The following is a 24,493-nucleotide window of genomic DNA, read 5'->3' as shown; positions in this document are numbered from 1 at the left end:
ACTCAGTAGTGAAACGATGCATCGCCGATGGTAGTGTGGGGTTTCCCCATGTGAGAGTAGGTCATCGTCAAGATTAAATTCCAAACCCCCTGTCTGCTCGCGCAGACAGGGGGTTTGTTTTTGGGGCAAGAAAAAAGCTCGAGTATGTCACTCAGTTAAAGGGTGTTTTGGTATCCGTCTCCATTCCCATCTTTCATCGTACTTATATTTGCGTATAAGCTGCCGCTCAGATTTCTATGCAATAGCCTCGCTCATAGCTATTATGCGTGCCTCATTGTGAGGCGATACTTGCATGCTGACCTTGTTAAAACTTCTCAAAGATGGCCGTTTCCATTCAGGCCAAGCGCTCGGTGCCGCGCTAGGCATAAGTCGGAGTGCGGTGTGGAAGCAGCTTCAGAATTTAGAAGAAGATTTGGATCTGTCCATCCATAAGGTGCGTGGGCGGGGTTATCAATTGTCATCACCGCTAGAGTTGCTCGAGCCTGAGCTGCTGAGAGATTGTGTGTGGCCGTTTTACATTCACCATTCGCTAGACTCAACCAATGCAGAGGCGCTGCGTATGGTCGACCAAGGAGTCGCAGCGCCATTTGTGGTGTTGGCTGAGCGTCAAACTGCAGGCCGAGGGCGTAGAGGGCGAAAGTGGGTCAGCCCATTCGCCGAGAATATTTACTACAGTCTTGTTTTGCCGGTAACAGGCGGGATGCGTCAGCTCGAAGGGCTTAGCTTGGTGGTAGGTTTAGCTGTGTTGGGCTCGCTTCGGGATGCAGGTGTCTCGGGTGGTGGTCTTAAATGGCCAAATGATGTGCTTGTGGGCGACAAAAAAATCGCCGGTATTTTACTCGAGCTTGTGGGTGATCCGGCAGATATGTGTCACGTCGTTTTGGGAATTGGCATAAACGTGAACATGAAGAGTTCTAGTGCGGTTGATCAAGCATGGACCTCTGCATATTTAGAGGCTGGGCGGGCGATGAGTCGTAACGAACTGACCTTGATTCTGGGTCAAAGTTTGCGCAAGTTACTACAACTCCATGAGGTTTCCGGTTTTTCGGCAATCAAGGCAGAGTGGGAGTTGAATCATCTATGGCAAGATCGTGAAGTCTCTTTGATTGCAGGTGTGCATGAAGTGGTTGGCAAAGTCTTGGGCGTAGACGAGCACGGCGCATTGCGCATGAATGTAGATGGTGTGGAAAAAGTGTTTAGCGGTGGCGAGTTAAGCTTGAGGTTGCGCCATGATTCTTGAGTTGGATTGTGGCAATAGCTTCATAAAGTGGCGAGTGTTGGATGATGGGCGCGTCGTTAGTGGCGGGATTGTTGATGCTGATGCGGCACTCATAGATGCTGTTTCTGGCTGCCAAAATGCTGTTATCACTCGGTGTCGATTAGTTAGTGTCCGTACGGATGATGAGACCTCGGGCTTGGTTCGGGCGATTGAGACTGCATTTAGGGTACAGGTTGTATGTGCCAAGCCATCTAAATCGGTTGGTGGTGTCAGTAATGGTTATGAGGCGTTTGATCGCTTAGGGCTTGATCGTTGGCTGGCTCTTGTGGGTGGATTTGAACTGGCTAAAGGGGCTTGTTTGATCTTGGACTTTGGCACTGCCGTGACGGCTGACTTTGTAAACTCTGATGGTAGGCATCTGGGGGGGTTCATTTGCCCTGGTTTACCTTTGATGCGAGATCAGTTGCGCACTCATACCAGGCGCATCAGGTATGACAGCTTGTCGGCGGAGCAGGCCTTGTTTGAGTTAACCCCGGGTCGAACTACTGTTCAGGCTGTAGAGCGTGGATGTTTGCTGATGATGCGTGGGTTTGTACTTACCCAGATTGAGCTAGCGCGCGAGTATTGGGGGCAAGACTATACGATCTACCTCACGGGGGGGGATGCGAATCTGGTGAGGCCTGTGGTGCCTGATGCCCGGTTGGTGCAAGACCTTGTGTTTGTCGGTTTGGCATTAGCCTGCCCCTTTGTCTGAGGTTTCTATGCGCTGGTTGCTCCTATTATTGATTGTGTTAAATATTTTTTACTGCGTATGGCACCTGCAAGGCACTCCTCTTAGGGGTAAAGAAATTATTTCTCTGTCGTTGTACAAGGGAAGTCAGCAAGATATTCGTCTTCTGAGCGAGTCCGATACTGCTCAATCGCTAATATTGAATAACAATGTCTCTGAAAATGAAGGCGGATGTTTGTATCTCACAGGAATTTTGACTAGCGAAGCATTGCTGACGGTTAAGCAGGAGCTCGGGTTGATGGGGCTACGGTCGGCTGAGGTCACTGGTGAGTCGGTAGGCTTGGCGGGTAACGTACTTCTAATAGCTTCTGATAGTCGGGGCAAGGTTGCTGAAGTGGCCTTACAGAGTCTTGCCAATAAATTTAATGGTGTTAAATACGCAACAATGCGTTGTCAGGGCTTGCAACCATCGGAAAGTTTGCATAGAATTGCGCCCGCTCCACAGTGAACATCTGAAACGATGGTTGGCTTGGAGTATGTTGATTAGCTAACCTCATGATTTAATTGAATAAAGCGATTGACAAAGAGTTGGGATGCTGTAGAATCCCGCTCAGCTCAGGAGGGGTTCCCGAGCGGCCAAAGGGATCAGACTGTAAATCTGACGTCTACGACTTCGAAGGTTCGAATCCTTCCCCCTCCACCATATTTTGAAAATCTGCATGATGTGCGGGTGTAGTTTAGTGGTAGAACCTCAGCCTTCCAAGCTGATGATGCGGGTTCGATTCCCGCCACCCGCTCCATTTGTGTTGATTTTGTAAGTGCTTGTGCTCTTGTAGCTCAGTTGGTAGAGCACACCCTTGGTAAGGGTGAGGTCAGCGGTTCAAATCCGCTCAAGAGCTCCATATAACAAGGCAGATATGAAAGTATCTGCCTTTGTTTTAGTAGGCTTAAGGGTCTATTGGAGTGTTTGCTGGTAAGGCGGATGGTTTGTCTTGCTGCTCCAGGTTGTGATTGCTGTTGTTGGTGGCTCGCATTCTGCTGCCTGCAAGGTTGTCGAGTTTTTAGGCTTGGTAATCAAAGTAATTGCATTGTTTGTTGAAAAGTATCTCTCGGGTGTGCATAATTCGCGGCTCGATAATGTTTTAGGTCAGTAGCTCAATTGGCAGAGCGACGGTCTCCAAAACCGTAGGTTGGGGGTTCGATTCCCTCCTGACCTGCCAGATTCGCTCATTGCGGCCTGGCTTTCTTTTCACAGGATCCTCTTTGATGACTCCCAAGGCTGAAGTTCAAGGCTCTCGCTTCGATCTCCTTAAGTGGCTAGCAGTAGCTGTTCTTGTGGTGGTTGGCGTTGTTGGGAATCAGTACTATTCTGGTTCGCCGATCCTGTATCGTGTCATTGCGCTTCTTGTAATTGCTGCTGTCGCTGCCTATGTAGGCTTGCAGACAGCAAAAGGCAAGTCGTTTGCTGTGCTGGTAAAGGAAGCTCGTACTGAGATTCGTAAAGTCGTATGGCCTACTCGCCAAGAAACTACGCAGACCACGCTGATTGTTGTGGCTGTTGTTCTTGTTATGGCGTTGCTGTTGTGGGGTTTAGACTCCCTGCTCGGTTGGCTTGTTTCCTTGATTGTTGGCTAAGGGTGTCCCGTGGCTAAGCGTTGGTACGTAGTGCATGCTTATTCGGGTTACGAAAAGCATGTTATGCGCTCTTTGATTGAGCGTATTAAGCTGGCAGGCATGGAAGATGGCTTCGGCGAAATTCTGGTTCCCACTGAAGAAGTGGTTGAGATGCGTAATGGCCAGAAACGCAAAAGTGAGCGTAAGTTCTTCCCTGGTTATGTGTTAGTCCAAATGGACATGAGCGAAGGTACTTGGCACTTAGTCAAGGATACGCCTCGCGTCATGGGCTTCATTGGCGGCACTGCTGACAAGCCAGCACCCATTACTGATAAAGAGGCAGAAGCAATTCTGCGTCGTGTTGCTGACGGTAGCGATAAGCCTAAGCCGAAGACATTGTTCGAGCCGGGTGAAGTTGTTCGTGTCACTGACGGGCCGTTTGCTGATTTTAACGGCACGGTTGAAGAAGTTAACTACGAAAAGAGTCGCATCCAAGTGGCTGTGCTCATTTTCGGTCGCTCTACTCCGGTGGAGCTAGAGTTCAGTCAGGTCGAGAAGGTCTAGCTGAGCACGCATCCCAACCCCATGGCTTAGGCTGTGGGGTTTTGTCGTCACTGGGATAAACACGCAAGTAACCGGGGAGCCTTTTAATTTAGGCGTCTGAACCCGTAATTGGAGTGCCTCATGGCCAAGAAAATTACCGCTTACATCAAGCTGCAAGTGAAGGCCGCTCAGGCCAACCCAAGCCCACCTGTTGGTCCAGCACTGGGTCAACACGGTGTGAATATCATGGAATTCTGCAAGGCTTTCAACGCCCGTACTCAGGGTATTGAGCCAGGCCTGCCGACTCCAGTGATCATCACTGTTTACAGCGACCGTAGCTTCACATTCGAAACCAAGTCGACTCCTGCTGCAGTTCTGCTGAAGAAAGCAGCTGGTTTGACTAGCGGTTCCGCTCGTCCAAACACCGTTAAGGTTGGCACTGTTACCCGTGCTCAGCTGGAAGAGATCGCGAAAACCAAAAACGCGGATCTGACTGCAGCTGATATGGAAGCAGCCGTGCGTACCATCGCCGGTTCTGCTCGTAGCATGGGCCTTAACGTGGAGGGTGTGTAATGGCTAAGCTGACTAAGCGTCAAAAAGCAATCGCCGGTAAAATCGAAGCTGGCAAGTCTTACAACTTTGTAGACGCTGCTGCTTTGCTGGCTGAGCTGTCCACTGTTAAGTTCAGCGAGTCTTTTGACATCGCTGTTAACTTGGGCGTAGACCCACGTAAATCTGACCAGGTAGTTCGTAGCGCTACTGTGCTGCCGCATGGCACTGGTAAGACTGTACGTGTAGCTGTGTTTACTCAGGGCCCAGCTGCTGAGGCAGCGTTGGCAGCCGGCGCTGATCGCGTTGGTATGGACGACTTGGCTGCCGAAATGAAAGGCGGCGACCTGAACTATGACGTAGTTATTGCATCCCCGGACGCAATGCGTGTTGTAGGTCAGTTGGGTCAGATCCTCGGTCCACGTGGTCTGATGCCTAACCCTAAGGTTGGTACTGTAACTCCCGACGTAGCTACTGCAGTTAAGAACGCAAAAGCTGGTCAGGTCCGTTATCGCACTGACAAAAACGGTATCATTCACACTTCCGTTGGCAAGATCGGTTTCGACGCCGTGAAGCTGAAGGAAAACGTTGAAGCCCTGATCGCTGATCTGAAGCGTATCAAACCAGCTTCTTCGAAAGGTATTTATGTTAAGCGCGTTACCCTGAGCACCACTATGGGCCCAGGCTTGGTCATCGACCAAGGTTCTTTGGACGCGTAAAACAAATTGGTGCAGATATTGTGCCAATGAAAAATTGGGGTCCCTGCCTGGCGGGGGCTATCCAAGACCGTAGGCGACGTAAGTCTTAAACCTCAAGCCTACGCAGATGGTGCTCCCGGTTCCTTACCGAATCAGACACCAAAACGACATCCGACTTCGGTTGGATGAAACGGTAACAAGCAGGAGTTAAACCCGTGGCAATTAAACTCGAAGACAAGAAGGCCATCGTCGCTGAAGTCAACGAGGCTGCCAAAGTTGCCCTGTCCGCTGTTGTGGCTGATGCCCGCGGTGTGACAGTAGGCGCTATGACCGGACTCCGTAAAGAGGCTCGTGAAGCTGGCGTTTACGTACGCGTTGTACGTAACACCCTGCTCAAGCGCGCTGTTGCTGACACTGAATACAGTGTTCTCAACGACGTGTTCACAGGCCCGACCTTGATTGCATTCTCTAACGAACATCCGGGTGCTGCTGCCCGTTTGTTCAAAGAGTTCGCTAAAGGTCAGGATAAGTTCGAGATCAAGGCAGCTGCGTTCGAGGGCAAGTACCTCGCAGCTAATCAGATCGACGTACTGGCAAGTCTGCCGACCCGTGACGAAGCAATTTCTCAGCTGATGAGCGTGATTCAAGGCGCTACCAGCAAATTGGCTCGTACTCTGGCGGCACTTCGCGACCAGAAAGAAGCTGCTGCAGCCTAAGGCTGAGCGACTCCTTTCAGCGTTTATTGTTTATTTCGATAGCCGCCTAGGCTGTCACCCCAATACAGGAATTTATAGTCATGTCTCTGACTACTCAAGAAATCATCGACGCAATCGGTTCGAAATCCGTTCTGGAAATCGTTGAGCTGATCAAGGCAATGGAAGAAGCATTCGGCGTTTCTGCTGCTGCTGCTTCTGCTGGTCCTGCTGCTGCCGCTGCTGTCGTTGAAGAGCAAACTGAATTCAACGTCATGCTGCTGGAAGCTGGCGAGAAGAAAGTTAACGTGATCAAGGCTGTTCGTGAACTGACTGGTCTGGGCTTGAAAGAAGCTAAAGCAGTAGTTGACGGCGCTCCAGCAATGGTTCTGGAAGCTGTTGCTAAAGAAGCAGCTGACAAAGCCAAGGCTACCTTGGAAGAAGCAGGCGCTAAAGTCGAGCTGAAGTAAGCATCGACCTTGCGTCTCCAGCCCAAGCGTTAAGCTGAGGCTGATGGCTGGTGGCTCTTGCCACCGGCCTTTTTCCGTTATTGGCTGCCGACTAGGTCGCAGTCTCTAACGTGCTGTAACCACCCTGTGCGGTGGAGCAAACCAAGGGGTTTGCACGATTTTCTGGCTGCTCCCGTCGGGAGAGGCCAAACAAGCAGGTGACCAAGCTGGGGAACGCTGATGGCTTACTCATATACTGAGAAAAAACGTATCCGCAAGGACTTTAGCAAGTTGCCGGACGTCATGGATGTGCCGTATCTCTTGGCAATCCAGCTGGATTCGTATCGTGAATTCTTGCAGGCGGGAGCGACTAAAGATCAGTTCCGCGACGTGGGCCTGCATGCGGCCTTCAAATCCGTTTTCCCGATCATCAGCTACTCCGGCAATGCTGCGCTGGAGTACGTCGGTTATCGCTTGGGCGAGCCGGCATTTGATGTCAAAGAATGCGTGTTGCGTGGCGTAACGTACGCCGTACCTTTGCGGGTAAAAGTTCGTTTGATCATTTTCGACAAAGAATCGTCGAACAAAGCGATCAAGGACATCAAAGAGCAAGAAGTCTACATGGGTGAAATCCCCCTGATGACTGAAAACGGTACCTTTGTAATTAACGGTACTGAGCGTGTAATTGTTTCCCAGCTGCACCGTTCCCCGGGCGTGTTCTTTGACCACGACCGCGGCAAGACGCACAGCTCCGGTAAGCTGCTTTATTCCGCGCGTATCATTCCTTACCGTGGTTCGTGGTTGGACTTCGAGTTCGATCCGAAGGACTGCGTGTTCGTACGTATCGACCGTCGTCGCAAGCTGCCTGCATCGGTATTGCTGCGCGCGCTGGGTTATACGACTGAGCAAGTGCTGGACGCGTTTTACACCACGAACGTATTCCACGTTCAAGGCGAAAGCATCAGCCTGGAGCTGGTACCTCATCGCCTGCGCGGTGAGATCGCAGTCATCGATATTACCGATGACAAAGGTAAGGTGATTGTCGAGCAAGGGCGTCGTATTACTGCTCGCCACATCAACCAGCTGGAAAAAGCCGGTGTCAAAGAGCTCGTTATGCCTCTGGACTATGTCCTGGGTCGCACAACGGCCAAGGCTATCGTGCATCCGGCTACCGGCGAAATCATTGCAGAGTGCAATACCGAGCTGACAACTGAAATCTTGGCCAAAGTTGCCAAGAGCCAAGTTGTTCGTATCGAAACGTTGTACACCAACGATATCGACTGCGGTCCGTTCGTCTCCGACACTCTGAAGATCGACTCCACCAGCAACCAATTGGAAGCGCTGGTCGAGATCTATCGCATGATGCGTCCAGGCGAGCCGCCAACCAAAGACGCTGCTGAAACTCTGTTCAACAACCTGTTCTTCAGCCCAGAGCGCTATGACCTGTCTGCGGTCGGCCGGATGAAGTTCAACCGTCGAATCGGTCGTACCGAAATCGAAGGTTCGGGCGTATTGTGCAAAGAAGACATCGTTGCAGTGCTGAAGACTCTGGTCGACATCCGTAACGGCAAAGGCATCGTCGATGACATCGACCACCTGGGTAACCGTCGTGTTCGCTGTGTAGGCGAAATGGCTGAAAACCAGTTCCGCGTTGGCTTGGTACGTGTTGAACGTGCAGTCAAAGAGCGTCTGTCGATGGCTGAAAGCGAAGGCCTGATGCCGCAAGACTTGATCAACGCCAAGCCAGTGGCTGCTGCGGTGAAAGAGTTCTTCGGTTCTAGCCAGCTGTCTCAGTTTATGGACCAGAACAACCCTCTCTCCGAGATCACCCACAAGCGCCGTGTTTCTGCACTGGGCCCGGGCGGTTTGACGCGTGAGCGTGCTGGCTTTGAAGTTCGTGACGTACACCCGACTCACTACGGTCGTGTATGCCCGATTGAAACGCCAGAAGGTCCAAACATTGGTCTGATCAACTCCTTGGCTGCCTATGCGCGCACCAACCAGTACGGCTTCCTTGAAAGCCCGTACCGAGTTGTGAAAGACGCGTTGGTTACCGATGAGATCGTATTCCTGTCTGCCATCGAAGAAGCTGATCACGTGATCGCTCAGGCTTCGGCCACGATGAACGACAAGAAAGTGCTGATCGACGAACTGGTAGCTGTTCGTCACTTGAACGAGTTCACCGTTAAGGCGCCGGAAGACGTCACCTTGATGGACGTTTCGCCGAAGCAGGTTGTGTCGGTTGCAGCGTCGCTGATCCCGTTTCTTGAACACGATGACGCCAACCGTGCGTTGATGGGTTCGAACATGCAGCGTCAAGCTGTACCTACCTTGCGCGCTGATAAGCCGCTGGTTGGTACTGGTATGGAGCGTAACGTAGCTCGTGACTCCGGCGTTTGCGTCGTGGCTCGTCGTGGTGGCGTTATCGACTCTGTTGATGCAAGTCGTATCGTGGTTCGCGTAGCTGATGACGAAGTAGAAACTGGCGAAGCCGGTGTCGACATCTACAACCTGACCAAATACACCCGCTCCAACCAGAACACCTGCATCAACCAGCGCCCGCTGGTTCGTAAAGGTGATCGTGTTCAGCGTAGCGACATCATGGCTGATGGTCCGTCCACCGATATGGGTGAGCTGGCTCTGGGTCAAAACATGCGCATCGCGTTCATGGCCTGGAACGGTTACAACTTCGAAGACTCCATCTGCTTGTCGGAACGAGTTGTTCAAGAAGACCGCTTTACCACGATCCACATCCAGGAACTGACCTGTGTGGCGCGTGACACCAAGCTTGGGCCTGAAGAGATCACTGCAGACATCCCTAACGTGGGTGAAGCTGCACTGAACAAACTGGACGAAGCCGGTATCGTTTACGTAGGTGCTGAAGTTGGTGCTGGCGACATTCTGGTCGGTAAGGTCACTCCGAAAGGCGAGACTCAGCTGACTCCAGAAGAGAAGCTGTTGCGTGCAATCTTCGGTGAAAAAGCCAGCGACGTTAAAGACACTTCCTTGCGTGTACCGACTGGTACCAAAGGTACTGTTATTGATGTTCAGGTTTTCACTCGCGACGGTGTTGAGCGTGATGCTCGTGCTCTGTCGATTGAGAAAACTCAGCTGGACGAGATCCGCAAGGATCTGAACGAAGAGTTCCGCATCGTTGAAGGCGCAACTTTTGAACGTCTGCGTTCTGCCTTGGTTGGTCGTGTGGCCGAAGGTGGAGCTGGTCTGAAGAAAGGTCAGGAAATCACTAATGAAATCCTGGACGGCCTTGAGCATGGTCAGTGGTTCAAGCTGCGCATGGCTGAAGATGCTCTGAACGAGCAGCTTGAAAAGGCTCAGGCTTACATCATCGATCGCCGTCGTCTGCTGGACGACAAGTTCGAAGACAAGAAGCGCAAACTGCAGCAGGGCGATGACCTGGCTCCAGGTGTGTTGAAAATCGTCAAGGTTTACCTGGCAATCCGTCGTCGCATCCAGCCGGGTGACAAGATGGCTGGTCGTCACGGTAACAAAGGTGTGGTCTCTGTGATCATGCCGGTTGAAGACATGCCGTACGATGCCAATGGCACTCCGGTTGACGTAGTCCTCAACCCGTTGGGCGTACCTTCGCGTATGAACGTTGGTCAGATTCTTGAAACCCACTTGGGCCTTGCAGCCAAAGGTTTGGGCGAGAAGATCAACCTCATGATTGAAGAGCAACGCAAGGTCGCTGATCTGCGTAAGTTCTTGCATGAGATCTACAACGAAATTGGCGGTCGTCAAGAAAGCCTAGATGACTTCTCTGACCAGGAAATCCTGGATCTGGCGAAGAACCTTCGTGGCGGTGTACCGATGGCTACCCCGGTATTCGACGGTGCCAAGGAAAGCGAAATCAAGGCAATGCTACGTTTGGCAGACCTGCCAGACAGCGGCCAGATGGTGCTGACTGATGGTCGTACCGGCAACCAGTTTGAGCGTCCGGTTACCGTTGGCTATATGTACATGTTGAAGCTGAACCACTTGGTAGACGACAAGATGCACGCTCGTTCTACCGGTTCTTACAGCCTGGTTACCCAGCAGCCGCTGGGTGGTAAGGCGCAGTTCGGTGGTCAGCGTTTCGGGGAGATGGAGGTCTGGGCGCTGGAAGCCTACGGCGCGGCATACACTCTGCAAGAAATGCTCACAGTGAAGTCGGACGATGTGAACGGTCGTACCAAGATGTACAAAAACATCGTGGACGGCGATCACCGTATGGAGCCGGGCATGCCCGAGTCCTTCAACGTGCTGATCAAAGAAATTCGTTCCCTCGGCATCGATATCGATCTGGAAACCGAATAACACGTGACGCGAATCGAGAGCGGTGCTGTAAAGCCCGCTCTCTGCTCCGCCAGGAGGAAAGGCCTTGAAAGACCTACTGAATTTGCTGAAAAACCAGGGTCAAGTCGAAGAGTTCGATGCTATCCGTATTGGATTGGCATCGCCTGAGATGATCCGTTCGTGGTCGTTCGGTGAAGTTAAAAAGCCGGAAACCATCAACTACCGTACGTTCAAGCCTGAGCGTGATGGCCTGTTCTGCGCCAAAATTTTTGGCCCGGTTAAGGATTACGAGTGCCTGTGCGGTAAGTACAAGCGCTTGAAGCACCGCGGTGTGATCTGTGAAAAGTGTGGCGTTGAAGTCGCGCTGGCCAAGGTCCGTCGCGAGCGCATGGCTCACATCGAGCTGGCCTCGCCAGTAGCTCACATCTGGTTTCTGAAATCGCTGCCGTCCCGCATCGGCTTGCTGATGGACATGACCCTGCGTGATATCGAACGCGTTCTCTACTTCGAGAGCTACGTTGTGATCGACCCAGGCATGACTACCCTTGAAAAAGGTCAGTTACTGAACGACGAGCAGTACTTCGAAGCGCTGGAAGAGTTCGGCGACGACTTTGATGCCCGCATGGGTGCTGAAGCTGTCCGTGAACTGCTGCACGCTATCGATCTGGAGCACGAGATTGGTCGTCTGCGCGAAGAAATTCCGCAAACCAACTCCGAAACCAAAATCAAGAAGCTGTCCAAGCGCTTGAAGTTGATGGAAGCCTTCCTGGGCTCCGGCAACCTTCCTGAGTGGATGGTACTGACCGTTCTGCCGGTTCTGCCGCCAGATCTACGTCCTTTGGTTCCGTTGGACGGTGGTCGTTTCGCCACTTCCGACCTCAACGATCTGTATCGTCGAGTGATCAACCGTAACAACCGCTTGAAGCGTCTGCTCGATCTGTCCGCTCCGGACATCATCGTGCGCAACGAAAAGCGTATGTTGCAAGAAGCAGTTGACGCCTTGCTAGACAACGGCCGTCGTGGTCGCGCTATCACGGGTTCCAACAAGCGTCCTCTGAAATCCTTGGCTGACATGATCAAGGGTAAGCAAGGTCGTTTCCGTCAGAACTTGCTCGGTAAGCGTGTTGACTACTCGGGTCGTTCGGTAATTACTGTTGGCCCGACCCTGCGTCTGCACCAGTGCGGTCTACCGAAAAAAATGGCTCTCGAGCTGTTCAAGCCATTCATCTTCGGCAAGCTTGAAATGCGCGGTCTCGCGACCACCATCAAAGCAGCCAAGAAAATGGTTGAGCGCGAGCTGCCAGAGGTTTGGGACGTTCTCGCCGAAGTTATTCGCGAACACCCGGTTCTCCTCAACCGTGCACCGACCCTTCACCGTTTGGGTATCCAGGCGTTTGAACCGGTACTGATCGAAGGTAAAGCTATTCAGCTGCACCCGCTGGTCTGTGCTGCGTACAACGCTGACTTCGACGGCGACCAAATGGCCGTGCACGTACCGCTGACACTGGAAGCCCAGTTGGAAGCGCGTGCGTTGATGATGTCGACCAACAACATTCTTTCGCCGGCCAACGGTGAGCCAATCATCGTTCCGTCGCAGGACGTTGTATTGGGTCTGTACTACATGACGCGTGAAGCGATCAACGCCAAAGGCGAAGGTCGTGTATTCGCGGATCTGCAAGAAGTTGACCGTGTGTTCCGTGCAGGCGAAGCCGCACTGCATGCCAAGGTTAAAGTGCGGATCAACGAAACCGTCAATGACCGTGACGGCGGCAGCGTGAGCAACACCCGTATCGTCGACACTACTGTCGGCCGTGCACTGTTGTTCCAGGTTGTGCCAAAAGGTCTGTCGTACGACGTCGTCAACCTGCCGATGAAGAAAAAGGCAATCTCCAAACTGATCAACCAGTGCTATCGCGTGGTTGGTTTGAAAGAGACTGTTATTTTCGCTGACCAGTTGATGTACACCGGTTTTGCTTATTCGACCATCTCCGGCGTTTCCATTGGTGTTAACGACTTCGTTATCCCTGATGAAAAAGCTCGCATCATCGCGGCTGCAACCGATGAAGTGAAAGAGATCGAAAGTCAGTACGCCTCGGGCCTGGTAACACAGGGCGAGAAGTACAACAAAGTAATCGACCTTTGGTCGAAAGCTAACGATGAAGTTTCCAAGGCAATGATGTCTAACCTCTCGAAAGAGAAGGTTATTGACCGTCACGGCGTTGAAGTTGAGCAAGAGTCGTTCAACTCGATGTACATGATGGCCGACTCGGGCGCTCGAGGTTCTGCTGCGCAGATCCGTCAGCTGGCCGGTATGCGTGGTCTGATGGCCAAGCCAGATGGCTCCATCATTGAAACGCCGATTACTGCGAACTTCCGTGAAGGTTTGAGCGTACTTCAGTACTTCATCTCCACTCACGGTGCTCGTAAGGGTCTTGCGGATACCGCCTTGAAGACAGCTAACTCCGGTTATCTGACTCGTCGTCTGGTAGACGTTGCCCAAGATCTGGTTGTGACTGAAGTTGACTGCGGTACCGAACACGGTCTGCTGATGACTCCGCACATTGAAGGCGGCGACGTTGTTGAGCCGTTGGGTGAGCGCGTACTGGGTCGAGTAATCGCCCGTGACGTCTTCAAGCCGGGCACTGATGAAGTAATCGTTCCAGCTGGCACCTTGGTTGACGAGAAGTGGGTTGAGTTCATCGAGCTGAACAGCATCGACGAAGTTATCGTACGTTCGCCAATCAGCTGTGAAACACGCTTTGGTATTTGCGCCAAGTGCTACGGTCGCGATTTGGCTCGTGGTCACCAGGTCAACATTGGTGAAGCTGTTGGCGTTATCGCTGCACAGTCCATCGGTGAGCCGGGTACACAGCTGACAATGCGTACGTTCCACATCGGTGGTGCGGCAAGCCGAACCTCTGCTGCTGACAGCGTTCAGGTGAAAAATGGCGGTACTGTCCGTCTGCACAACCTGAAGCACGTTGAGCGAGTGGATGGCTGCCTGGTTGCAGTATCTCGTTCCGGTGAGTTGGCAATCGCCGATGACTTCGGTCGTGAGCGCGAGCGTTACAAGCTGCCGTACGGTGCCGTGATTTCGGTTAAAGAAGGTGACAAGGTTGACGCTGGCTCTATCGTAGCCAAGTGGGATCCGCACACTCACCCAATCGTTACTGAAATGAAAGGTACCGTGACCTACGTGGGCATGGAAGAGGGCATCACGATCAAGCGTCAGACTGACGAATTGACCGGTATGACCAACATTGAAGTGCTTGATGCCAAAGACCGTCCAGCTGCCGGTAAGGACATTCGTCCAGCCGTTAAGATGGTGGGTGTTGATGGTAAGGATCTGCTGTTGCCTGGTACAGACGTACCGGCCCAGTACTTCCTGCCAGCGAACGCCTTGGTCGGTGTAGCGGATGGTGCGGAAATCGCGATCGGTGACGTTATCGCTCGTATTCCGCAAGAAACTTCGAAAACACGAGACATCACCGGTGGTCTGCCACGCGTTGCTGACTTGTTCGAAGCGCGTCGTCCGAAAGAAGCCTCGATTTTGGCTGAGGTCAGCGGCACGATCGCGTTCGGTAAAGAAACCAAAGGCAAGCGCCGTCTGGTTATTACTCCGAACGACGGCACCGATCCGTACGAAGAGCTGATTCCAAAGTGGCGTCACCTGAACGTCTTCGAAGGCGAGCAAGTGAACCGCGGTGAAGTAATCTCCGACGGTCCGAGCGATCCACACGACATCCTGCGTTTGCTGGGTGTGAGTGCGTTGGCCAAGTACATCGTTAACGAAATTCAAGACGTTTACCGTCTGCAAGGCGTAAAAATCAACGATAAGCACATCGAGACCATTCTGCGTCAGATGCTGCGTAAAGTTGAAATTGCCGAGTCTGGCGATTCCACCTTCATCAAGGGCGACCAGATGGAGTTGACGCAGGTGTTGACCGAGAACGAGCGTCTGGGTAATGAAGACAAATTCGTCTCCAAATTCACTCGCGTTCTCTTGGGCATCACCAAGGCGTCGTTGTCGACTGAGTCGTTCATCTCCGCGGCCTCTTTCCAAGAGACAACCCGTGTACTGACCGAAGCAGCGGTAACGGGCAAGCGCGACTACTTGCGCGGCCTGAAAGAAAACGTTGTCGTGGGTCGTTTGATCCCGGCAGGTACTGGTTTGGCTTATCACAGCGAGCGTAAGCGCCGCCGTGATGCTGACAAGCCATTGCGCGTAAGCGCCAGTGAAGTGGAAGCTGCACTGACCGAAGCGCTGAACTCAAGCGGTAACTGAGTTCTGCTTTAAATGATAGGTGGGCCCTGGCAGGTCCGTTCATCGAATCGAGACATTTTGTCTGGCTTTGATGGGTGGAACTCTCGGGGCCTTGCCTTGACTGGGGGCAAGATCCTCTTTAGACTCTTGTACCCCTAAATTTGGCGGGAATTCGTTCCTGCCATTTTGCTTTTCTTGCAAGACAATAGCGTCGCAAGACAACAGTGGAGCTAGTAGATGGCAACTATCAACCAGCTGGTACGTCAGCCGCGTAAGCGTATCGTCGAGAAATCCGACGTACCTGCGCTGCAAAACTGCCCGCAACGTCGTGGCGTATGCACCCGTGTGTATACAACTACGCCGAAAAAACCTAACTCGGCACTGCGTAAAGTATGCCGTGTGCGCCTGACCAACGGTTTCGAGGTTTCCTCGTACATCGGTGGTGAAGGTCACAACCTGCAAGAGCACAGCGTGGTACTGATTCGTGGTGGTCGCGTAAAAGACTTGCCAGGTGTTCGTTATCACACCGTTCGCGGCTCTTTGGATACTTCCGGCGTTAAAGGTCGTAACCAAGGTCGTTCGAAGTACGGTACCAAGAAGCCGAAGTAGTTTTCGGTCGCTTGTAATTAATGCAGATTTCTTTTTTTCTGAGTCGATAAGAGTAAGGTCGGGCGTGCATCCTCTGGGTGTCATGGTTCCGAGCTAACCTGAAGACCGTTTGAGGGCTTATCCATGCCAAGAAGACGCGTAGCAGCCAAGCGCGATGTGCTTGACGATCCAAAATACGGAAGCCAAATTCTGGCCAAGTTCATGAACCACGTGATGGAAAGCGGCAAAAAAGCCGTTGCCGAGCGTATCGTTTATGGCGCGCTGGAAAAGGTTAAAGAACGCAAGAACAGCGATCCCCTGGAAATCTTCGAGAAAGCTCTCGACGCCATCGCTCCGCTGGTCGAAGTGAAGTCGCGCCGTGTAGGCGGTGCTACTTACCAGGTTCCGGTCGAAGTTCGTCCGTCCCGTCGTAACGCCCTGGCAATGCGCTGGTTGGTAGACTTCGCCCGCAAGCGCGGCGAAAAGTCTATGGCTCTGCGCTTAGCTGGCGAACTGTTGGACGCTGCTGAAGGCAAAGGCGCGGCAGTTAAGAAGCGTGAAGACGTGCACCGTATGGCTGAAGCTAACAAAGCTTTCTCGCACTACCGCTTCTAATTTCAGCGCTACTCACTTTGCGAGGGCTTTATGGCTCGTACTACACCGATTAACCGCTACCGTAACATTGGTATCTGTGCGCACGTAGACGCGGGTAAAACCACGACTACTGAGCGGGTACTGTTTTACACCGGCAAAAGCCACAAGATGGGCGAGGTGCATGATGGCGCCGCGACCACCGACTGGATGGTGCAGGAGCAGGAGCGTGGTATTACCATTACTTCTGCTGCCATCACTACTTTTTGGCAGGGTTCTGCCAAACAGTACGACAACTACCGTTTTAACGTGATTGATACCCCGGGCCACGTTGACTTCACAATTGAAGTTGAGCGTTCCCTGCGTGTGCTCGATGGCGCGGTTGTTGTGTTCTGCGGCACCTCGGGTGTTGAGCCTCAGTCGGAAACCGTATGGCGTCAAGCCAACAAATACGGCGTTCCACGTCTTGTTTATGTAAACAAGATGGACCGTGCTGGCGCTGACTTCCTGCGTGTAGTAGGTCAGATTAAAAAGCGTCTGGGTCACACCCCGGTGCCTATCCAGTTGGCTATCGGTTCAGAAGATAACTTCCAGGGTCAGATTGATCTGATCAACATGGAAGCTGTTTACTGGGATGACGCTGACAAGGGTATGACTGCTCGCCGTGAAGCTATTCCTGCTGAAATGCTGGAATTGGCTGACGAGTGGCGCAGCCATATGGTTGAGGCTGCGGCTGAAGCCAGTGAAGAACTGATGAACAAGTACCTCGAGGGTGAAGAGCTCACCATCGCGGAAATCAAAGCAGCTCTGCGTCAGCGTACTATCGCGGGCGAAATTGTTTTGGCTGTTTGCGGTTCTTCCTTCAAGAACAAGGGTGTTCCCCTGGTTCTCGATGCTGTGATCGACTTCCTGCCTGCACCAACTGATATTCCTGCCATCAAGGGTTCCGATCCGGATGATGAGAATATCGAGATGGAGCGTCATGCAGATGACAGCGAGCCGTTCTCGGCTCTGGCGTTCAAGATCGCTACTGACCCATTCGTGGGTACTTTGACCTTCGTCCGCGTTTACTCGGGCGTGTTGAGCTCCGGCGACGGCGTCATCAACTCGGTTAAAGGCAAGAAAGAGCGCGTTGGCCGTATGGTGCAAATGCACGCAAACAGCCGCGAAGAGATCAAGGAAGTTCGCTCCGGCGACATCGCTGCCTTGATCGGCATGAAGGACGTCACCACTGGTGATACCCTTTGCGCTGCTGACAAGCCAATCATTCTTGTTCGTATGGAATTTCCGGAGCCGGTTATTTCGGTTGCGGTAGAGCCTAAGACCAAGGACGACCAGGAAAAAATGGGTATCGCACTGGGCAAACTTGCTCAGGAAGATCCATCTTTCCGTGTAAAAACTGATGAAGAGACAGGTCAAACGATCATCTCTGGCATGGGCGAATTGCACCTCGACATCCTGGTTGACCGGATGAAGCGTGAGTTCAACGTTGAAGCCAACATCGGTAAGCCTCAGGTTTCGTATCGTGAGCGCATCACGAAGAGCTGTGAGATCGAAGGCAAGTTCGTTCGTCAGTCCGGTGGTCGTGGTCAGTTTGGTCACTGCTGGATTCGTTTTGCACCTGCTGATGAAGGTCAGGAAGGTCTGCAGTTCGTGAACGAAGTGGTAGGTGGTGTGGTTCCTAAGGAATACATCCCGGCTATCCAGAAGGGTATCGAAGAGCAGATGAAGAACGGTGTTGTTGCCGGCTATCCGCTGATCGGCCTGAAGGCTACCGTGTTTGATGGTTCTTACCACGACGTCGACTCCAACGAGATGGCGTTTAAGGTGGCTGCTTCCATGGCGACCAAGCAACTGGCTACCAAAGGTGGTGGTGAGCTGCTTGAGCCGATCATGGCGGTAGAGGTTGTTACACCAGAAGACTATATGGGTGACGTGATGGGCGACTTGAACCGTCGTCGCGGCATGATCCAGGGTATGGAAGATACGGTCTCCGGCAAAGTAATTCGTGCCGAAGTGCCGTTGGGTGAAATGTTCGGTTATGCGACCGACGTTCGTTCCATGTCTCAGGGTCGCGCAAGCTACTCTATGGAATTCAAAAAATACGATACAGCGCCGTCGCACATCGTCGAAGCTGTTACTAAAAAACAAGGCTGATTTAGTTCAGTCCTTTAGGCAAGGAGTTAATTGTCGTGGCTAAAGAAAAATTTGATCGTTCCCTACCGCACGTCAACGTTGGCACTATCGGTCACGTTGACCATGGTAAAACCACACTGACCGCAGCTCTGACTCGTGTTTGCTCCGAAGTTTTCGGTTCGGCAATCGTTGACTTCGATAAAATCGACAGCGCGCCAGAAGAAAAAGCTCGTGGTATCACGATCAACACTGCGCACGTTGAATACAACTCGCTGATCCGTCACTACGCTCACGTTGACTGCCCAGGTCACGCTGACTATGTGAAGAACATGATCACCGGTGCTGCTCAGATGGATGGCGCTATCCTGGTTTGTTCGGCCGCTGATGGTCCGATGCCACAAACCCGTGAGCACATCCTGTTGTCCCGTCAGGTTGGCGTTCCGTACATCGTGGTTTTCCTGAACAAGGCTGACCTGGTAGACGACGCTGAGCTGTTGGAACTGGTTGAGATGGAAGTCCGTGACCTGCTGTCGACTTACGACTTCCCAGGCGACGATACTCCGATCATCATCGGTTCGGCTCGTATGGCGCTGGAAGGCAAAGACGACAACGAAATGGGCACCACTGCCGTTCGTAAGCTGGTTGAAACTCTGGATACCTACATTCCAGATCCAGTTCGTGTTGTCGACAAGCCGTTCCTGATGCCAATCGAAGACGTGTTCTCGATCTCTGGTCGCGGTACTGTTGTGACTGGTCGTATCGAGCGCGGTATCGTTCGCGTTCAAGATCCACTGGAAATCGTTGGTCTGCGTGACACAACTGTTACCACTTGCACCGGCGTTGAAATGTTCCGCAAGCTGCTTGACGAAGGTCGTGCGGGCGAGAACTGCGGCGTTCTGCTGCGTGGTACCAAGCGTGACGACGTTGAGCGTGGCCAGGTTCTGGTTAAGCCAGGTTCGGTTAAGCCGCACACCAAGTTCGAAGCTGAAGTTTATGTTTTGAGCAAGGAAGAAGGCGGCCGTCATACTCCGTTCTTCAAAGGCTACCGTCCTCAGTTCTACTTCCGTACAACTGACGTAACTGGTAACTGCGAACTGCCGGAAGGCGTTGAGATGGTAATGCCGGGCGACAACATCAAAATGGTTGTTACCCTGATCAAAACTATCGCAATGGAAGACGGTCTGCGTTTCGCAATCCGTGAAGGCGGTCGTACTGTAGGCGCTGGTGTTGTAGCCAAAATCATCGAGTAATCGTTGATCGCTTAAAAAGGCCCCCGCTCAGCGGGGGCTTTTTTTATTGAGTTGACACCTACTGGGGTCGTCTATAGAATTGCGCCTCCTTTTAACGGGCGTATTGCGCTCGGTGGGAATAGCAATCTGGAGTCTGAAATCCAATGCAAAATCAGCAAATCCGTATCAGGTTGAAGGCTTTTGACCATCGCCTGATCGACCAATCAACCCAGGAAATCGTGGAAACCGCGAAACGTACTGGTGCTCAAGTGCGTGGTCCAATTCCACTGCCTACCCGTAAAGAGCGGTTCACCGTTCTGGTCTCTCCGCACGTCAACAAAGACGCGCGTGACCAGTACGAGATCCGTACTCATAAGCGCGTACTGGACATCGTCCAGCCAACGGATAAAACCGTTGATGCACTTATGAAGCTTGATCTTGCGGCCGGTGTGGAAGTGCAGATCAGCCTCGGCTAAGACTTGGGTCTTAGTCGTGTAACGCTCTGAAATGGGCGGCCATAGCGGGTGAAAGCCCCGTACACTCATGAGGTTTACAACATGACTATTGGTGTAGTCGGTCGTAAATGCGGTATGACCCGTATTTTCACCGAAGAAGGTGTCTCCATTCCGGTCACGGTCATTGAGATCGAGCCGAATCGCGTCACCCAGTTCAAAACTGAAGAAACCGATGGCTATCGTGCAGTGCAAGTCACTGTCGGCGAGCGTCGCGCTTCGCGTGTAACTGCTGCTCAGGCGGGTCACTTCGCTAAAGCAAACGTTGCAGCCGGTCGTACCGTAATGGAATTCCGCCTTGAAGAAGGCGAGTACCAAGCAGGCGATCTGATCAACGCTGAAATCTTCACCGCAGGTCAGATGGTCGATGTGACCGGTCAGTCCAAAGGTAAAGGCTTCCAGGGTACGATCAAGCGTTGGAATTTCCGTGGCCAAGATAACACTCACGGTAACTCCGTTTCCCACCGCGTCCCGGGCTCTATTGGCCAGTGCCAGACTCCTGGTCGTGTATTCAAGGGCAAAAAAATGTCCGGTCATATGGGCGCTGAGCGCGTGACCGTGCAGTCCCTCGAAGTAGTGCGCGTCGACGCTGAACGCAATCTGTTGTTGGTCAAGGGTGCTGTTCCTGGCGCTACTGGCGGCAACCTGGTTGTACGTCCGGCGGCCAAGGCTCGCGGTTAAGGGGAAGCTGACATGCAATTAAATGTAAATGACGCTCAGGCGATCGAAGTTTCCGAACTGACATTCGGCGGCGAGTTCAACGAGACGCTGGTTCACCAAGCAGTCGTGGCCTACATGGCTGGCGGCCGTCAAGGTAGCAAGCAGCAAAAGACCCGTTCCGACGTTCGTGGTGGCGGTAAGCGCCCTTGGCGTCAGAAAGGTACTGGCCGTGCTCGTGCTGGTACTATCCGTAGCCCAATCTGGCGTGGCGGTGGTACTACTTTCGCAGCTCGTCCACAAGATCACTCTCAGAAGCTGAACAAGAAGATGTATCGCGCAGCAATGCGTTCCATCCTTGCTGAGCTGGTGCGTACTGATCGTCTGGTCGTGGTTCAGGACTTCGCTGTTGAAGCGCCGAAAACCAAAGATCTGCTGAACAAACTGAATGGCATGGGTCTGACTGATGTCCTGATCGTGTCTGAAGTTGTTGATCAGAACCTGTACCTGGCTGCTCGTAACCTGCCACACGTTGATGTACGTGACGTGCAGGGTTCCGATCCAGTTAGTCTGATCGCATACGACAAGGTGTTGATCACCGTGTCGGCCGTGAAGAAATTCGAGGAGCTGCTGGGATGAACCAGGAACGCGTATTTAAAGTTCTGCTTGGCCCGCACGTTTCCGAGAAGGCTACGGTTCTGGCAGACAAGAAAGGCCAGTTCGTTTTCAAGGTTGCTACTGATGCAACCAAGCTGGAAATCAAGAAGGCCGTCGAAAGCCTGTTCAGCGTGAAAGTTGAGCGTGTTACTACCCTGAACGTTCTGGGTAAGAGCAAGCGCACCGCTCGCGGCGTGGGCAAGCGTAATGACTGGAAGAAGGCAGTAATCTCCCTTCAGCCAGGCCAAGATCTCGATTTCAGCAGCAGTGCTGAGTAAGGAAGGGGTGCATCATGGCAATCGTTAAATGCAAACCGACTTCCCCTGGCCGCCGTCATGTGGTCAAGGTGGTCAACCAGGAGCTGCATAAAGGCGCTCCTCACGCACCGCTGCTCGAGAAAAAATCGAAGTCTGGTGGTCGTAACAACAATGGCCGTATTACCACGCGTCACATTGGTGGTGGTCATAAGCAGCATTACCGTATGGTCGACTTCCGTCGCAACGACAAAGATGGCATTCCAGCCACTGTTGAGCGTATCGAATACGATCCAAACCGTACTGCTCACATTGCTCTTATGCTGTACGCAGACGGCGAACGCCGTTACATCATCGCGCCTAAAGGCGTGAGCGCTGGCGACCAGCTGATCTCGGGTGCTCTGGCGCCGATCAAGCCGGGCAACCAGTTGCAGCTGCGTAGCATTCCAGTTGGTAGCACCGTACACGGCATCGAACTGAAGCCAGGTAAAGGCGCGCAAATTGCTCGCTCCGCTGGTGCTTCGGCTCAGCTGGTAGCTCGCGAAGGTGTCTACGTGACCCTGCGTCTGCGCTCTGGTGAAATGCGTAAAGTATTGGCTGAATGCCGTGCAACGCTTGGCGAGGTCTCGAACTCCGAGCATAGCCTGCGTTCGCTGGGTAAAGCTGGTGCCAAACGCTGGCGTGGCGTTCGCCCAACCGTTCGTGGTGTTGCCATGAACCCGGTTGACCACCCACATGGTGGTGGTGAAGGTCGTACCTCTGGTGGTCGTCATCCGGTATCGCCATGGGGCTTCCCGACTAAGGGCGCGAAGACTCGTGGTAATAAGCGTACCGACAAAATGATCGTCCGTCGTCGCAAGTAAATAGAGGGATACGACAGTGCCACGTTCTCTGAAAAAAGGTCCTTTTATTGATCTTCACCTACTGAAGAAGATCGAAGTGGCGGCGGAAAAGAACGATCGCAAACCGGTGAAAACCTGGTCGCGTCGTTCGATGATCCTGCCACAAATGGTCGGTCTGACCATCGCTGTGCATAACGGTCGTCTTCATGTCCCAGTTCTTGTGAACGAAGACATGGTTGGCCATAAACTAGGCGAGTTTGCCGGTACCCGCACTTATCGTGGGCACGTGGCAGACAAGAAAGCCAAGCGTTAAGGGGTAAGGAACGATGGAAGTAGCCGCTAAGTTGTCGGGCGCTCGAATCTCCGCCCAGAAAGCCCGCTTGGTCGCCGACCAGATCCGCGGGAAGAAGGTGGGCGAAGCGCTCAACCTGTTGGCTTTCAGCAACAAGAAAGCCGCCGAGATCATCAAGAAAGTGCTGGAGTCGGCCGTAGCCAACGCCGAGCATAACGAAGGCGCAGACGTTGACGACTTGAAAGTCGCCACCGTTTTCGTCAACGAAGGGCGTTCGCTGAAGCGCATCATGCCGCGTGCCAAAGGCCGCGCTGATCGCATCGTCAAGCGGTCTTGCCATATCACTGTCAAGGTTGCTGACAAGTAACGGAGTCGAAGAGATGGGTCAGAAAGTACATCCCATTGGCATTCGCCTGGGAATCGTCAAGGAGCACACCTCCGTCTGGTACGCAGACGGTCGGACTTATGCGGACTACTTGTTCGCTGATCTGAAGGTGCGTGAATACCTCCAAGACAAACTAAAAAGCGCGTCCGTAAGCCGTATCGATATCCATCGTCCGGCCCAAACTGCACGCATCACCATCCACACCGCTCGTCCAGGTATTGTTATCGGGAAGAAAGGTGAAGATGTTGAGAAGCTGCGTCAGGACCTGACCAAGCAAATGGGTGTGCCTGTGCACATCAATATCGAAGAGATCCGCAAGCCGGAACTCGACGGTATGCTGGTTGCGCAGAGCGTAGCTCAGCAGCTGGAGCGTCGCGTAATGTTCCGTCGCGCTATGAAGCGCGCTGTACAGAACGCTATGCGCATTGGTGCCAAAGGCATCAAAATCCAAGTGAGCGGTCGTCTCGGCGGTGCTGAAATCGCACGTACTGAATGGTATCGCGAAGGTCGTGTGCCATTGCACACCCTGCGTGCCGACATCGACTATGCCAACTACGAAGCTCACACCACTTATGGTGTGATCGGTGTAAAGGTTTGGATCTTCAAAGGCGAAGTAATTGGTGGTCGCCAAGAAGAGCTGAAGCCACAAGCACCAGCGCCTCGTAAAAAAGCTGCTAAGTAAGGGGTACGCAAAATGTTACAACCTAAGCGTACGAAGTTCCGCAAGCAAATGACAGGCCACAACCGTGGCTTGGCGTTGCGCGGTAGCAAAGTCAGCTTCGGCGAGTACGCGCTGAAGTCTGTTGCTCGTGGTCGCCTCACCGCTCGTCAGATCGAATCAGCGCGTCGTGCACTGACCCGTCACGTAAAACGTGGCGGTAAGATCTGGATCCGTGTATTCCCGGACAAGCCTATCTCCAAAAAGCCCCTAGAAGTTCGTATGGGTAAAGGTAAGGGTAACGTGGAATATTGGGTTGCCCAGATCCAGCCAGGCAAAGTCCTGTATGAGATCGAGGGTGTTTCTGAAGAGCTGGCGCGTGAGGCTTTCGCCCTGGCTGCTGCAAAGCTGCCGCTCGCCACCTCCTTTGTTAAACGGACGGTGATGTGATGAAAGCGAATGAACTTCGTGAAAAATCCGCACAGCAGCTGAACGAGCAACTGCTCGGCTTGCTGCGCGACCAGTTCAATCTGCGCATGCAGAAAGCAACTGGCCAGTTGGGGCAGTCGCATCTGCTCTCGCAAGTTAAGCGTGACATCGCTCGCGTGAAGACTGTGCTCAAACAGCAGGCAGGTAAGTAA

Annotated in this window: 25 protein-coding genes and 4 tRNA genes; all 29 read left to right on the top strand. The window is 52.8% G+C overall.

Translation table 11 applies throughout. From position 1 onward, the window contains the following. Positions 1-292 precede the first annotated feature (292 nt). The 29 genes from birA to rpmC all read left to right on the top strand — a co-directional run bounded on the left by birA (position 293) and on the right by rpmC (position 24,493). A complete protein-coding gene (birA, locus tag ACZRJQ_RS05415) occupies positions 293-1,240 on the top strand; it encodes a bifunctional biotin--[acetyl-CoA-carboxylase] ligase/biotin operon repressor BirA (RefSeq protein ID WP_463977342.1) in 948 nt (315 codons plus the stop codon). Next, positions 1,230-1,973: a pantothenate kinase gene (locus ACZRJQ_RS05410; protein WP_463977341.1), complete on the top strand. Its 744-nt coding sequence runs from the start codon at positions 1,230-1,232 to the stop codon at positions 1,971-1,973. The genes birA and ACZRJQ_RS05410 overlap by 11 nt, the downstream gene beginning before the upstream one ends. 7 nt (positions 1,974-1,980) lie before the next feature. Next, positions 1,981-2,457 carry a hypothetical protein gene (locus ACZRJQ_RS05405; RefSeq protein WP_463977340.1) on the top strand — a complete coding sequence of 159 codons (477 nt, stop codon included), beginning with the start codon at positions 1,981-1,983 and terminating at the stop codon, positions 2,455-2,457. 110 nt (positions 2,458-2,567) lie between these two features. Continuing rightward, positions 2,568-2,652: transfer RNA gene (locus ACZRJQ_RS05400), tRNA-Tyr, on the top strand. Positions 2,653-2,675: 23 nt separating this feature from the next. Continuing rightward, positions 2,676-2,749, top strand: a tRNA-Gly gene (locus ACZRJQ_RS05395). A gap of 26 nt (positions 2,750-2,775) precedes the next feature. Continuing rightward, positions 2,776-2,851 (top strand) — tRNA-Thr (locus ACZRJQ_RS05390). Between the two features lie 242 nt (positions 2,852-3,093). Next, positions 3,094-3,169 (top strand) — tRNA-Trp (locus ACZRJQ_RS05385). A gap of 46 nt (positions 3,170-3,215) precedes the next feature. Continuing rightward, entirely contained in the window at positions 3,216-3,584 is a 369-nt protein-coding gene (gene secE, locus ACZRJQ_RS05380; RefSeq protein ID WP_463977339.1) for a preprotein translocase subunit SecE, read from the top strand. Positions 3,585-3,593: 9 nt separating this feature from the next. Further along, positions 3,594-4,127, top strand: coding sequence for a transcription termination/antitermination protein NusG (nusG, locus tag ACZRJQ_RS05375; RefSeq protein WP_026014126.1), 534 nt, complete (start codon positions 3,594-3,596; stop codon positions 4,125-4,127). Positions 4,128-4,247: 120 nt separating this feature from the next. Further along, positions 4,248-4,679, top strand: coding sequence for a 50S ribosomal protein L11 (gene rplK, locus ACZRJQ_RS05370; protein ID WP_463977338.1), 432 nt, complete (start codon positions 4,248-4,250; stop codon positions 4,677-4,679). Next, positions 4,679-5,374 carry a 50S ribosomal protein L1 gene (gene rplA, locus ACZRJQ_RS05365; RefSeq protein WP_003444394.1) on the top strand — a complete coding sequence of 232 codons (696 nt, stop codon included), beginning with the start codon at positions 4,679-4,681 and terminating at the stop codon, positions 5,372-5,374. The genes rplK and rplA overlap by 1 nt, the downstream gene beginning before the upstream one ends. A gap of 194 nt (positions 5,375-5,568) precedes the next feature. Then, the gene (gene rplJ / locus ACZRJQ_RS05360; protein WP_048373856.1) at positions 5,569-6,069 is read left to right on the top strand and encodes a 50S ribosomal protein L10; all 501 of its coding nucleotides are present in this window, start codon (positions 5,569-5,571) and stop codon (positions 6,067-6,069) included. Positions 6,070-6,149: 80 nt separating this feature from the next. Further along, complete coding sequence (gene rplL, locus ACZRJQ_RS05355) at positions 6,150-6,515, top strand: 50S ribosomal protein L7/L12 (protein ID WP_463977337.1); 366 nt, start codon at positions 6,150-6,152, stop codon at positions 6,513-6,515. 219 nt (positions 6,516-6,734) lie between these two features. Continuing rightward, positions 6,735-10,808, top strand: a complete 4,074-nt coding sequence (gene rpoB / locus ACZRJQ_RS05350; protein ID WP_463977336.1) for a DNA-directed RNA polymerase subunit beta — start codon at positions 6,735-6,737, stop codon at positions 10,806-10,808. Positions 10,809-10,872: 64 nt separating this feature from the next. After that, on the top strand, positions 10,873-15,072 hold the full coding sequence (rpoC, locus tag ACZRJQ_RS05345) for a DNA-directed RNA polymerase subunit beta' (RefSeq protein ID WP_463977335.1): 4,200 nt from the start codon (positions 10,873-10,875) through the stop codon (positions 15,070-15,072). Between the two features lie 216 nt (positions 15,073-15,288). Beyond that, positions 15,289-15,660, top strand: a complete 372-nt coding sequence (gene rpsL, locus ACZRJQ_RS05340; protein WP_002555494.1) for a 30S ribosomal protein S12 — start codon at positions 15,289-15,291, stop codon at positions 15,658-15,660. Between the two features lie 123 nt (positions 15,661-15,783). Further along, positions 15,784-16,254, top strand: coding sequence for a 30S ribosomal protein S7 (rpsG, locus tag ACZRJQ_RS05335; RefSeq protein WP_019824369.1), 471 nt, complete (start codon positions 15,784-15,786; stop codon positions 16,252-16,254). A 30-nt stretch (positions 16,255-16,284) separates the two neighbouring features. Further along, positions 16,285-18,387 carry an elongation factor G gene (fusA, locus tag ACZRJQ_RS05330; protein ID WP_463977334.1) on the top strand — a complete coding sequence of 701 codons (2,103 nt, stop codon included), beginning with the start codon at positions 16,285-16,287 and terminating at the stop codon, positions 18,385-18,387. A 35-nt stretch (positions 18,388-18,422) separates the two neighbouring features. Continuing rightward, positions 18,423-19,616: an elongation factor Tu gene (gene tuf / locus ACZRJQ_RS05325; protein ID WP_042561351.1), complete on the top strand. Its 1,194-nt coding sequence runs from the start codon at positions 18,423-18,425 to the stop codon at positions 19,614-19,616. A gap of 143 nt (positions 19,617-19,759) precedes the next feature. Further along, positions 19,760-20,071, top strand: coding sequence for a 30S ribosomal protein S10 (gene rpsJ, locus ACZRJQ_RS05320; protein WP_003186070.1), 312 nt, complete (start codon positions 19,760-19,762; stop codon positions 20,069-20,071). Between the two features lie 81 nt (positions 20,072-20,152). After that, positions 20,153-20,788 carry a 50S ribosomal protein L3 gene (rplC, locus tag ACZRJQ_RS05315; RefSeq protein WP_003444377.1) on the top strand — a complete coding sequence of 212 codons (636 nt, stop codon included), beginning with the start codon at positions 20,153-20,155 and terminating at the stop codon, positions 20,786-20,788. A 12-nt stretch (positions 20,789-20,800) separates the two neighbouring features. Next, positions 20,801-21,403 (top strand): 50S ribosomal protein L4, encoded by a 603-nt coding sequence (gene rplD, locus ACZRJQ_RS05310; protein ID WP_047277894.1) that lies wholly within the window; start codon positions 20,801-20,803, stop codon positions 21,401-21,403. Beyond that, the gene (rplW, locus tag ACZRJQ_RS05305; protein WP_003444375.1) at positions 21,400-21,699 is read left to right on the top strand and encodes a 50S ribosomal protein L23; all 300 of its coding nucleotides are present in this window, start codon (positions 21,400-21,402) and stop codon (positions 21,697-21,699) included. The genes rplD and rplW overlap by 4 nt, the downstream gene beginning before the upstream one ends. A 14-nt stretch (positions 21,700-21,713) precedes the next feature. Then, positions 21,714-22,538 carry a 50S ribosomal protein L2 gene (rplB, locus tag ACZRJQ_RS05300; RefSeq protein ID WP_463977333.1) on the top strand — a complete coding sequence of 275 codons (825 nt, stop codon included), beginning with the start codon at positions 21,714-21,716 and terminating at the stop codon, positions 22,536-22,538. A gap of 16 nt (positions 22,539-22,554) precedes the next feature. Then, a complete protein-coding gene (gene rpsS / locus ACZRJQ_RS05295) occupies positions 22,555-22,830 on the top strand; it encodes a 30S ribosomal protein S19 (protein WP_003232420.1) in 276 nt (91 codons plus the stop codon). A 13-nt stretch (positions 22,831-22,843) separates the two neighbouring features. After that, entirely contained in the window at positions 22,844-23,176 is a 333-nt protein-coding gene (gene rplV, locus ACZRJQ_RS05290; protein ID WP_003444373.1) for a 50S ribosomal protein L22, read from the top strand. A 13-nt stretch (positions 23,177-23,189) separates the two neighbouring features. Next, positions 23,190-23,876 carry a 30S ribosomal protein S3 gene (gene rpsC / locus ACZRJQ_RS05285; protein WP_003176422.1) on the top strand — a complete coding sequence of 229 codons (687 nt, stop codon included), beginning with the start codon at positions 23,190-23,192 and terminating at the stop codon, positions 23,874-23,876. Between the two features lie 12 nt (positions 23,877-23,888). Continuing rightward, entirely contained in the window at positions 23,889-24,302 is a 414-nt protein-coding gene (rplP, locus tag ACZRJQ_RS05280; RefSeq protein ID WP_019409905.1) for a 50S ribosomal protein L16, read from the top strand. After that, the gene (rpmC, locus tag ACZRJQ_RS05275; protein WP_003444371.1) at positions 24,302-24,493 is read left to right on the top strand and encodes a 50S ribosomal protein L29; all 192 of its coding nucleotides are present in this window, start codon (positions 24,302-24,304) and stop codon (positions 24,491-24,493) included. Before rplP ends, rpmC begins: the two co-directional genes overlap by 1 nt.

Source organism: Pseudomonas sp. E315 (genome assembly GCF_055406205.1).
Note: the sequence above shows the minus strand (reverse complement) of the source record. Positions and strands in the feature narration are given on the sequence as shown.